This window comes from Kingella sp. (in: b-proteobacteria) (assembly GCF_030527935.1).
In the GTDB taxonomy this organism is placed as follows: Bacteria; Pseudomonadota; Gammaproteobacteria; order Burkholderiales; family Neisseriaceae; genus Kingella_B.
The window spans coordinates 54,160-62,517 of sequence record NZ_JAUMZV010000011.1 but is presented as its reverse complement, the minus strand read 5'-3'; the positions used below and the strand labels follow the sequence as shown (position 1 = coordinate 62,517).

The following is an 8,358-nucleotide window of genomic DNA, read 5'->3' as shown; positions in this document are numbered from 1 at the left end:
CTAAGTGAGTGGGTTGAATTGTGAAATGCCCTGACCTCAATGGTCAGGGCGGTTTTTATGCTGGAAACAAAAAAATATAACTGTTATAATCGCAGGGCTTTCGTTTTGGAAGCGTTTTTATTTTTTAACGCTCGCATTGCACAGAAAAGGGTGCTTGTTTTCAAGTTCTAGTGTGTAATGTTTGCTTTAACCCTTTAAAGGAATCTTATGTCTCAAATTACTATGCGCCAGATGATTGAAGCTGGCGTTCACTTTGGTCACCAAACTCGTTATTGGAATCCTAAAATGGCGCAGTACATTTTTGGTGCGCGCAATAAAATTCACATCATCAATTTGGAAAAAACCGTTCCGTTGTTCCAAGAAGCGCAAGAAGTTGTGCGCCGTTTGGTTGCAAACAAAGGTACGGTTTTGTTTGTGGGCACGAAACGTCAAGCGCGTGAGATTATTAAAGAAGAAGCACAACGCGCGGGTATGCCTTATGTTGACCATCGCTGGTTGGGTGGCATGCTGACTAACTATAAAACGGTAAAACAATCTATTAAGCGTTTGGAAGAAAAAGCGGCGATTTTGGCTAATGCTGAAAGCAGTGGTTACAACAAAAAAGAATTGTTGGACATGACGCGCGAAGTGGAAAAATTGGAACGCTCTTTGGGCGGTATTAAAGAGATGAAAGGTTTGCCTGACGCGATTTTTGTGATTGATACGGGCTACCAACATGGTACTTTGGTTGAAGCGGCTAAATTGGGCATCCCTGTGATTGCGGTTGTGGACAGCAATAACAGCCCTGATTTGGTTCAACACGTTATTCCTGGTAATGATGATTCGGCAAAAGCGATTCGTTTGTATTGCCGTGGTATCGCAGATGCGGTATTGGAAGGCAAAAACCAAGCGGTTGCTGAAACTGTTGCGGCGGCGCAATCTGCTGCGACTGCTTAATTGTTGATTGTTCTTTTCAGGCTGCCTACTCCTATTTAGGCAGCCTGAAAATGGTTATATGAATTGGAGAAACTCATGGCAGAAATTACTGCAAAAATGGTTGCTGATTTGCGCGCAGCTACTGGCTTGGGCATGATGGAATGCAAAAAAGCCTTGGTTGAAGCCGAAGGCAATATGGAAAAAGCGGAAGAAATCTTGCGTATTAAATCGGGTGCGAAAGCGGGTAAATTGGCTGGTCGTACTGCGGCGGAAGGCGTATTGGCGTTTGCGATTGAAGGCAAAGTGGGCGCGTTGGTTGAAGTGAACTGCGAAACCGACTTCGTTGCCAAAGATGCGGGCTTTGTGGCGTTTGCGAACTTTGTTGCCAAAACGGCTGTGGAGAAAAAACCTGCAACGGTTGAAGATTTGAGCGCGTTGGTTGAAGAAGAGCGCAAGGCTGTGATTGCTAAATTGGGCGAAAATATGTCTGTTCGTCGCTTTCAAGTGATTGAGACTGCTAATAATTTGGTGGCTTATATACACGGTGCTTTGGCAACCGAAGGCGTTTTGGTTGAATACAAAGGCGCGGAAGATGTGGCGCGCAAAGTGGGCATGCACATTGTTGCAGCGAAACCGCAATGCGTGGGCGAAGACCAAGTGGATGCGGCTTTGGTGGAAAAAGAACGCCATATTTACACCGAGCAAGCGATTGCTTCTGGCAAGCCTGCTGAAATCGCGGCGAAAATGGTTGAAGGGCGCATCAAAAAATACTTGGCAGAAGTTACTTTGAACGGTCAAGCGTTTGTGATGAATCCTGACCAAACTGTGGCGCAATTCTTGAAAGAGAATGGCTCGGAAGTGGTTTCTTTCGTTCGCTATAAAGTGGGCGATGGTATTGAGAAAAAAGAAGTGGATTACGCGGCGGAAGTGGCTGCGGCGGCAAAAGTGTAATTGTTGCGTCTGCTTGAACTTGAAAAAGCACTCATCTTGCGATGGGTGTTTTTTGGTTTCAGGCTGCCTATGTGGATAACTTTGTGGGTAATTATTTGATGCGCTGATAACGCCCGCCTGCCATGCTAGCGACCATGCCGTCTAGTTCCCACTCGGTGAGTTGGGCGTAGATGTCGGCGGCGGGTAGCCCTGTTTGCTCGGCTAGGGTGTCGGGGTGGATGGGGTCGTAGCCCATTTTGGCGAGCAGGGGGTGTTCGGTGGCGGGTTCGGATGGGGATGATGGTGTGGGTAACGTTGTAGGCAACTCTGTGGATAAGGGTTGGGATAAGGTGGGTTTGGGTTTGATGGCGTGGGTTTTTGGTTTCAGGCTGCTGGGGGCGATGCGCTTGGGGTAGGCGAGTTCGTCCACTATGTCCATCAGATTTTCCACCAGTTTTGCGCCTTCTTTGATGAGCTTGTGGCAGCCTTTGGCGTGCGGGTTGTCGATTGACCCAGGTATCGCCATCACATCGCGCCCCATTTCGGCGGCAAGTCGTGCGGTAATGAGTGAGCCACTTTCTAGCGCGGCTTCCACCACCAGCACTGCTTGGCTTTGGGCGGCGATGATGCGGTTGCGGCGGGGGAAGTTGCCCGATAGTGGGCGGGTGTCCAGCGGAAATTCGGAGATGATTAAGCCGTGTTCGGCGATTTGGTGGGCAAGGGCGCGGTTGCTGGCGGGGTAGATGCGGTCTATGCCTGTGCCCCAGACGGCGATGGTGCTGGCTTTGCCTTTGAGTGCACCTTGATGGGCGGCGGTGTCAATGCCTGCCGCCATGCCCGATATAACGGTGATGCCGTATTCGCTCAGGGCTTGCCCGAAATCGTGGGCGATGCGCATGGCTTGCGGGGTGGCGTGGCGGCTGCCCACAATGGCGATGCTGGGTTGATACAGCCATTTGGGGTTGCCGCGCAAAAATAGCACGGGCGGGGCGGTGATGCCTTCGGCGAGCATGGCGGGGTAATCGTTGTCGCAAGCGAGCATCAGGCGGCAGTCGGGTTGTTGCGCCCATTGCAGCGCGGCTTCGGTGGCGGCGCGGGCAAGGTCGGTGTTGTGCCATTCGCGAGCGGCTTGTTTGGCGGATTTGCCCAACTGCGCTACCACTTCGGCGGGAGCTTGCAAGGCTGCGCTGGCGGTGCCATACATTTGCAACAGGGTGGCGAAACTTTCTGCGCCGATATAGGGAGTGAAAGCGAGTTGTAGCCATGCTTGGCGTTCGGTTTCGGTCATGGGTGTCCTTTGGGGTGAAAATGGGCGCAACGGCGCAGCATAGGCAGCCTGAAAAGCGGCTTAATGTTAAAATATGTATGCTTTTTTTACAATGGAATGCCGCCATGTTCCACACCCTGCCCGAATCCTGCCAAGCCTATCTCAACCGCACTTTGCAGCCCGCTGTGCCGTTCACATTGGGCGATGCCCACGACCGCCCGCATATTTGGCAAAGCAAAGTGGGCGGCAATCCTTATCTGCCGCTGGGAGCGGACTATCCGCGCAATGCCAACGGCGAGCCGCTGACGCTGTTGGCGCAAGTGAATTTTGCCGAAATGCTGCCGCTGCCGGATTTTCTCAGCAGCGGGCTGTTGCAATTTTTTATAGACGGCACGGATTACTCATGCGGCATGGATTTTGAATATCAAAGCATGGAAAAACACCGCGTGGTGTATCACCCCGAAGTTACGCACGATTTAACGCAGCTTTATGCCGTGCAGCAGCCGATTACTTGCGGCGATTTTCGCAATGAGCTTACCAACGATTGGGAGAAGCGGGATGCAAAAATTTGGGACATACTGTTTGACCAATACAGCGGCGAAGGGCATCGCATCGGCGGTTATCCCTTTTTTTACGCAAGGCGACCCGCGCGACTATCTGCCGCATTTGCAGCAACACATCATTTTGCTGTTGCAATTAGACAGCGATGCGGGCGATGACGGTATCGATAAAGTGTTGTGGGGCGACGCGGGCGTAGCCAATTTCTTTATCACGCCCGAAGATTTGCAACTGCGCGATTTTAGCCACGTGTTGTTTACTTGGGATTGCTGCTAGTTGCGCATCCCATTAAGGCAGCCTGAAAACCCATTTTCAGGCTGCCTTAACCTTATCTGCTATAATTTACACTTTCTAAACAAAGGACAATCCCATGAAATCCACACTTATCCTAGCCCTGCTTGCCACCGCCGCCCTATCCGCCTGCACATGGGAAACCTATTCGGGCGACGACGGCAGAACCCACGTTCGCCAAAAATACCCTACAGGCACAGGCGTTTACTACACCAACGGCGCAGCATCGCAAAATACGCTTTACCACAGCGCGCGCCCCGAGCCACACGCCATTTTGCCCAACACAGGCGAATAACCCACAGGCGAATGATTGTTTTCAGGCTGCCCTAACCATATAGGCAGCCTGAAACCATATTCCCCCGCTTAAACCCATTCCCAAAGGAAACCCCCATGCCCCTAAACATCATCATTCTCGCCGCAGGCAAAGGCACGCGGATGTATTCCCAGCAGCCCAAAGTGTTGCACCCCATCGGTGGCAAAGCCATGCTCGCGCACGTTATCCAAACCGCGCAAACGCTCGCGCCGCAAGCCATCCATGTGGTGATTGGGCATGGTAAAGAGCAAGTGAAGCAGCAGCTTGGCGATGCCGATGTAAACTGGGTGGAGCAAACCGAGCAGCTTGGCACAGGGCACGCCGTGAAAACCGCGCTGCCGCATCTGCCGCAGGATGGGCGCACGCTGGTGCTCTACGGCGATGTGCCGCTGATTAACCGTGCCAATCTGCAAGCCCTGCTGGATGCCGCAGGCGACGGCGTAGGCATCCTGACCGACATCATGGACAACCCCACGGGCTACGGGCGCATCATCCGCAACGAGCGCGGGCAAGTGGTGCAAATCGTGGAAGAAAAAGATGCCAGCCCCGCGCAAAAAGCCATCCGCGAAGTGAACACAGGTATTTTTGTCTTGCCCAATCAACATCTTGCCAACTGGCTGGGCGCGCTGCAAAGCAACAACGCGCAAAGCGAATATTATTTAACCGATGTGGTTGCCCTTGCCGTGCACGACGGCGTTGCCATCACGCCGCAGCCCGTGTCTGCCCATTATCTTGCCGCAGGCGTCAACAACAAAATGCAGCTGGCGGAATTGGAACGCATCTTCCAGCGCAACCAAGCCCAGCAGCTGTTGCAAAACGGCCTAACCCTGCTAGACCCCAGCCGCTTTGACCTACGCGGCAGCCTGAAACACGGGCAAGACGTGCAAATTGACGTGAATTGCGTGTTTACAGGCGATTGCGAGCTGGACGACAACGTAACCATCGGCGCAAACTGCGTGCTCCACAACGCCAAAATCGCCGCAGGCACACACATCGCGCCGTTTAGCCATTTGGAAGGCTGCGTTATCGGTGCAAACGTCCAAATCGGGCCCTTCGCCCGCCTGCGCCCCCATGCCGTGCTGGCGGATGATGTGCACATCGGCAACTTTGTGGAAGTGAAAAACAGCCAAATCGGGCGCGGCAGCAAAGCCAACCATTTGAGCTACATCGGCGACACCACCATCGGCAAGCAAACCAACATTGGCGCGGGCACGATTACCGCCAATTATGACGGCGTGAACAAACACAAAACCACCATCGGCAACCAAGTGCGAATCGGCTCAAACAGCGTGCTGGTTGCGCCCGTAACCATTGGCGACAAAGCCACCACAGGCGCAGGCAGCGTGATTACCAAAAACTGCGAAGCAGGCAAATTGGTGTTGGCACGCGCCCGCCAGCAAACGATTGAGGGCTGGACGCGCCCAGAGAAGCCAGCGAAACCATAAGCCCAAGGCAGCCTGAAAACGCGTAAAGCCTAAAATCAAACAAGAAATGGTCAATGCTCCGTCATTCCCGCATAGGCGGGAATCTTGGTTAAATTTGAACAATGGTTTGTTTTTACAGCGATTTTGTGAATATCAAACAAGATTCCCGCCTACGCGGGAATGACGGCATTTATTGTGTTTCAGGCTACTGCTAAGAGCTTTGCAACGGTTTCAGGCTGCCCCAAACCTTGCCGCATATTAAACCATCGCATGGCGTTGCGCCGCCATACCCACGCTTTGCCCGCGCGCCATTTCCACTGCCCACCCCATCCTTCCCGCATTGCCATCCCCAAACACCGAAAGCCCCACCATGCCCCCCATCCACACCCGCACCTTCCCCAGCCCGCTGGGCAAAATCATTGCCTGCGCCACCGAGCAAGGCCTATGCCTGCTAGAATTTGTTGGCAGCAAGCGCATTGAACGCGAGCAACAAGACTTGCAACGCCTGCTGCAACGCCCGCTGGTTATCGGCGACAACGAACACCTACAACAAACCGAAGCCGAGCTAGGCGAATACTTTTCAGGCTGCCGCCAGCAATTTAGCGTCACCCTGCACACCCCATCCACCCCGTTTCAGGCTGCCGTGTGGCAAGCCCTGCAAACCATCCCCTACGGCAAAACCGTCAGCTACCAAGAGCAAGCCAACCGCATCGGCAAGCCCACCGCCGTGCGCGCCGTAGCCAACGCCAACGGCGCAAACCGCGTCTCCATTATCATCCCCTGCCACCGCGTCATCGGCGCAGATGGCAGCCTAACAGGCTACGCAGGCGGCTTACAGCGCAAACAATGGCTGCTCGCCCACGAACGTGGCGAACAGCCCAGCGATAAGGATTTGTTTAACCAAAGCTTGTTTTAGGCATAGGCAGCCTGAAACCGCCGAAATCAACAAAAAAGCATTCCCCCAACAAGGAATGCTTTTACGCCATTTAGGCAGCCTGAAAATGCGTTTTGAAATGTTGTTGTGGCTTCGCCGAAACTCGTTTCGCTTATTTTCAGGCTTCCTAATCCCGCTTCGCCCGAAAATGAAACAAATGCTGCGTAACCGCCAGCCAAGCCCCCGTCATGCCCAGCAGGCACACCACCAGCAGCACCACCGCCATCTCCGATGGGGTAAACGTGCGCCAATGCAAATTGATGCCGTAGGGCTGGAAAATTTGGTTTACCAAGGGCTGCGTGGCTTGCATCACCAGCGTGCACAGTCCCAAGCTCATGCCTGATGCCAGCAGGCTTTCCCATGCCGCTTGATACAAAAACGGACGGTGCACAAACGATGACGGCGCACCCAACAGCTTGGTGATTTCAATTTCTTCTTTATGCGTCAAAATTTGCAAGCGAATGGTGTTGTTGGCCACCAGCACAAACGCCAGTCCCAGCGTAATCGCCAAAAACCAAAACACTTGGTTCACCAGCTGGTTGAATTGATACAAGGTTTGCATCCATTCCTTGTCCATTTGCGCGGTTTCCACCATCGGATAATGCGACAAATCTTCTTGCAAGGCGGCAATTGCCTGCGGGTTGTTTTCTTTTGGGGTAACGATAAACGCATCGGGCAGCGGGTTTTCATCCAGCATCGCGCCGATTTCTTGCCCGCCCATCGCTTGCTGCATTTCCGCCAAGCCTTGTTCCTTGCCTACGAACTTCACACTTTGCACGCGCTTGTCTTCGGCGAGCAGTTTTTGCACGGTTTCGTTGTTTACAGGGGCGGCGGCAACATCCATATACAGCGTGATATTGGGCACTTCGCTGAGCTTGTCTAACACATCTTTGCTGCTTTGCACGCCCAAATACAGCGTGAGCGGCAGCGTCATGGCAATGGACAGCATCGCCAAAATCAGCAGCGAAGCAATCGGTTGCTTGAAAAAATAGCCCGCTGCGCGTTTCGCGCTTTCGGCGTGTAATGAAAAATAATTGCTGCTCATCCTGCAAATCTCCCGCTTTGTAAACGCAAAATGCGATGCCCGTAATCCTGCATCAGGGTTTCATCGTGCGCCGACACAATCACGGTTGTGCCCACTTGGTGAAACGATTTAAACAATTCCATGATGTCCAGCGCGTAGGCGCGGTCTAGGTTGGCGGATGGTTCATCGGCAATCAACAAGCTGGGCTGATGCACCACGGCGCGGGCGATGCACAGGCGTTGCTGTTCGCCGCCCGATAAGCCATTGGGGTCGGACAGCTCGCGCCCCGTCAAGCCTACCTTTTCAATCGCCACGCGGGCGCGCTTTTCGGCGGATGCGTTGTCGTAGCCAATAATTCGCAAGGGCAGCATCACGTTTTGCAACACATTGCGGTCAAACAAGATTTTGTGGTCTTGAAACACGATGCCGATGTGTTGGCGCATATAGCAAAGCTGGTTGTCGCTCAATTCGCCCAAATCGTGTTTGTTTACCAGCACTTTGCCTGTGGTGGGCTTGGTGATGCCCGCAATCAGGCGCAGCACGGTGGATTTGCCCGCACCCGAATGCCCGGCCACAAAAATCATCTCGCCTTTGGCGATGGTGAAGCTCACATTCTTTAAGGCTTGGTAGCCACCGGGGTAGGTTTTGGAAACGGATTCAAAACGTATCATTGCGTGTTTTTACTCTTTTTAAATAACTGTG

At 53.1% G+C, this 8,358-nt stretch carries 11 protein-coding genes; 7 read left to right on the top strand and 4 right to left on the bottom strand.

Going from position 1 to position 8,358, the window contains the following annotated elements:
• Positions 1–207 precede the first annotated feature (207 nt).
• On the top strand, positions 208–936 hold the full coding sequence (gene rpsB / locus Q4A85_RS05240) for a 30S ribosomal protein S2 (RefSeq protein WP_303108265.1): 729 nt from the start codon (positions 208–210) through the stop codon (positions 934–936).
• A 75-nt stretch (positions 937–1,011) separates the two neighbouring features.
• A complete protein-coding gene (gene tsf / locus Q4A85_RS05235; RefSeq protein WP_303108264.1) occupies positions 1,012–1,866 on the top strand; it encodes a translation elongation factor Ts in 855 nt (284 codons plus the stop codon).
• Positions 1,867–1,957: 91 nt separating this feature from the next.
• Here tsf and dprA read toward each other — a convergent pair whose 3' ends face one another.
• Positions 1,958–3,133 carry a DNA-processing protein DprA gene (gene dprA / locus Q4A85_RS05230; protein ID WP_303108262.1) on the bottom strand — a complete coding sequence of 392 codons (1,176 nt, stop codon included), beginning with the start codon at positions 3,131–3,133 and terminating at the stop codon, positions 1,958–1,960.
• A gap of 2 nt (positions 3,134–3,135) precedes the next feature.
• Between dprA and Q4A85_RS05225 the strand changes: the two genes are divergently transcribed.
• From Q4A85_RS05225 to glmU, 4 genes are all read left to right on the top strand, one after another.
• Positions 3,136–3,831, top strand: coding sequence for a YwqG family protein (locus Q4A85_RS05225; protein WP_303108260.1), 696 nt, complete (start codon positions 3,136–3,138; stop codon positions 3,829–3,831).
• Complete coding sequence (locus Q4A85_RS05220) at positions 3,797–3,946, top strand: DUF1963 domain-containing protein (protein ID WP_368500184.1); 150 nt, start codon at positions 3,797–3,799, stop codon at positions 3,944–3,946. Before Q4A85_RS05225 ends, Q4A85_RS05220 begins: the two co-directional genes overlap by 35 nt.
• Before the next feature lie 94 nt (positions 3,947–4,040).
• Positions 4,041–4,256, top strand: a complete 216-nt coding sequence (locus Q4A85_RS05215; RefSeq protein WP_303108256.1) for a hypothetical protein — start codon at positions 4,041–4,043, stop codon at positions 4,254–4,256.
• 95 nt (positions 4,257–4,351) lie between these two features.
• Positions 4,352–5,719, top strand: coding sequence for a bifunctional UDP-N-acetylglucosamine diphosphorylase/glucosamine-1-phosphate N-acetyltransferase GlmU (gene glmU, locus Q4A85_RS05210; RefSeq protein ID WP_303108254.1), 1,368 nt, complete (start codon positions 4,352–4,354; stop codon positions 5,717–5,719).
• A gap of 237 nt (positions 5,720–5,956) precedes the next feature.
• Here glmU and Q4A85_RS05205 read toward each other — a convergent pair whose 3' ends face one another.
• Complete coding sequence (locus Q4A85_RS05205; RefSeq protein WP_303108252.1) at positions 5,957–6,079, bottom strand: hypothetical protein; 123 nt, start codon at positions 6,077–6,079, stop codon at positions 5,957–5,959.
• Here Q4A85_RS05205 and Q4A85_RS05200 point away from each other — a divergent pair.
• On the top strand, positions 6,069–6,614 hold the full coding sequence (locus Q4A85_RS05200) for a methylated-DNA--[protein]-cysteine S-methyltransferase (protein ID WP_303108250.1): 546 nt from the start codon (positions 6,069–6,071) through the stop codon (positions 6,612–6,614). The two genes, Q4A85_RS05205 and Q4A85_RS05200, sit on opposite strands and share 11 nt — an antisense overlap.
• Before the next feature lie 145 nt (positions 6,615–6,759).
• Here Q4A85_RS05200 and ftsX read toward each other — a convergent pair whose 3' ends face one another.
• Both ftsX and Q4A85_RS05190 read right to left on the bottom strand, forming a co-directional pair.
• Positions 6,760–7,677 carry a permease-like cell division protein FtsX gene (ftsX, locus tag Q4A85_RS05195; protein ID WP_303108248.1) on the bottom strand — a complete coding sequence of 306 codons (918 nt, stop codon included), beginning with the start codon at positions 7,675–7,677 and terminating at the stop codon, positions 6,760–6,762.
• Positions 7,674–8,327 (bottom strand): cell division ATP-binding protein FtsE, encoded by a 654-nt coding sequence (locus Q4A85_RS05190; protein ID WP_303108246.1) that lies wholly within the window; start codon positions 8,325–8,327, stop codon positions 7,674–7,676. Before Q4A85_RS05190 ends, ftsX begins: the two co-directional genes overlap by 4 nt.
• Between the last annotated feature and the right edge of the window lie 31 nt (positions 8,328–8,358).

What these genes read in the sequence shown, in the direction of transcription:
- rpsB (WP_303108265.1), top strand. Translation starts at nt 208, where the DNA reads ATGTCTCAAATTACTATGCGCCAGATGATTGAAGCTGGCGTTCACTTT.
- Q4A85_RS05190 (WP_303108246.1), bottom strand. Translation starts at nt 8,327, where the DNA reads ATGATACGTTTTGAATCCGTTTCCAAAACCTACCCCGGTGGCTACCAA.
- tsf (WP_303108264.1), top strand. Translation starts at nt 1,012, where the DNA reads ATGGCAGAAATTACTGCAAAAATGGTTGCTGATTTGCGCGCAGCTACT.
- Q4A85_RS05215 (WP_303108256.1), top strand. Translation starts at nt 4,041, where the DNA reads ATGAAATCCACACTTATCCTAGCCCTGCTTGCCACCGCCGCCCTATCC.
- dprA (WP_303108262.1), bottom strand. Translation starts at nt 3,133, where the DNA reads ATGACCGAAACCGAACGCCAAGCATGGCTACAACTCGCTTTCACTCCC.
- Q4A85_RS05205 (WP_303108252.1), bottom strand. Translation starts at nt 6,079, where the DNA reads ATGGGGGGCATGGTGGGGCTTTCGGTGTTTGGGGATGGCAATGCGGGA.
- glmU (WP_303108254.1), top strand. Translation starts at nt 4,352, where the DNA reads ATGCCCCTAAACATCATCATTCTCGCCGCAGGCAAAGGCACGCGGATG.
- Q4A85_RS05200 (WP_303108250.1), top strand. Translation starts at nt 6,069, where the DNA reads ATGCCCCCCATCCACACCCGCACCTTCCCCAGCCCGCTGGGCAAAATC.
- ftsX (WP_303108248.1), bottom strand. Translation starts at nt 7,677, where the DNA reads ATGAGCAGCAATTATTTTTCATTACACGCCGAAAGCGCGAAACGCGCA.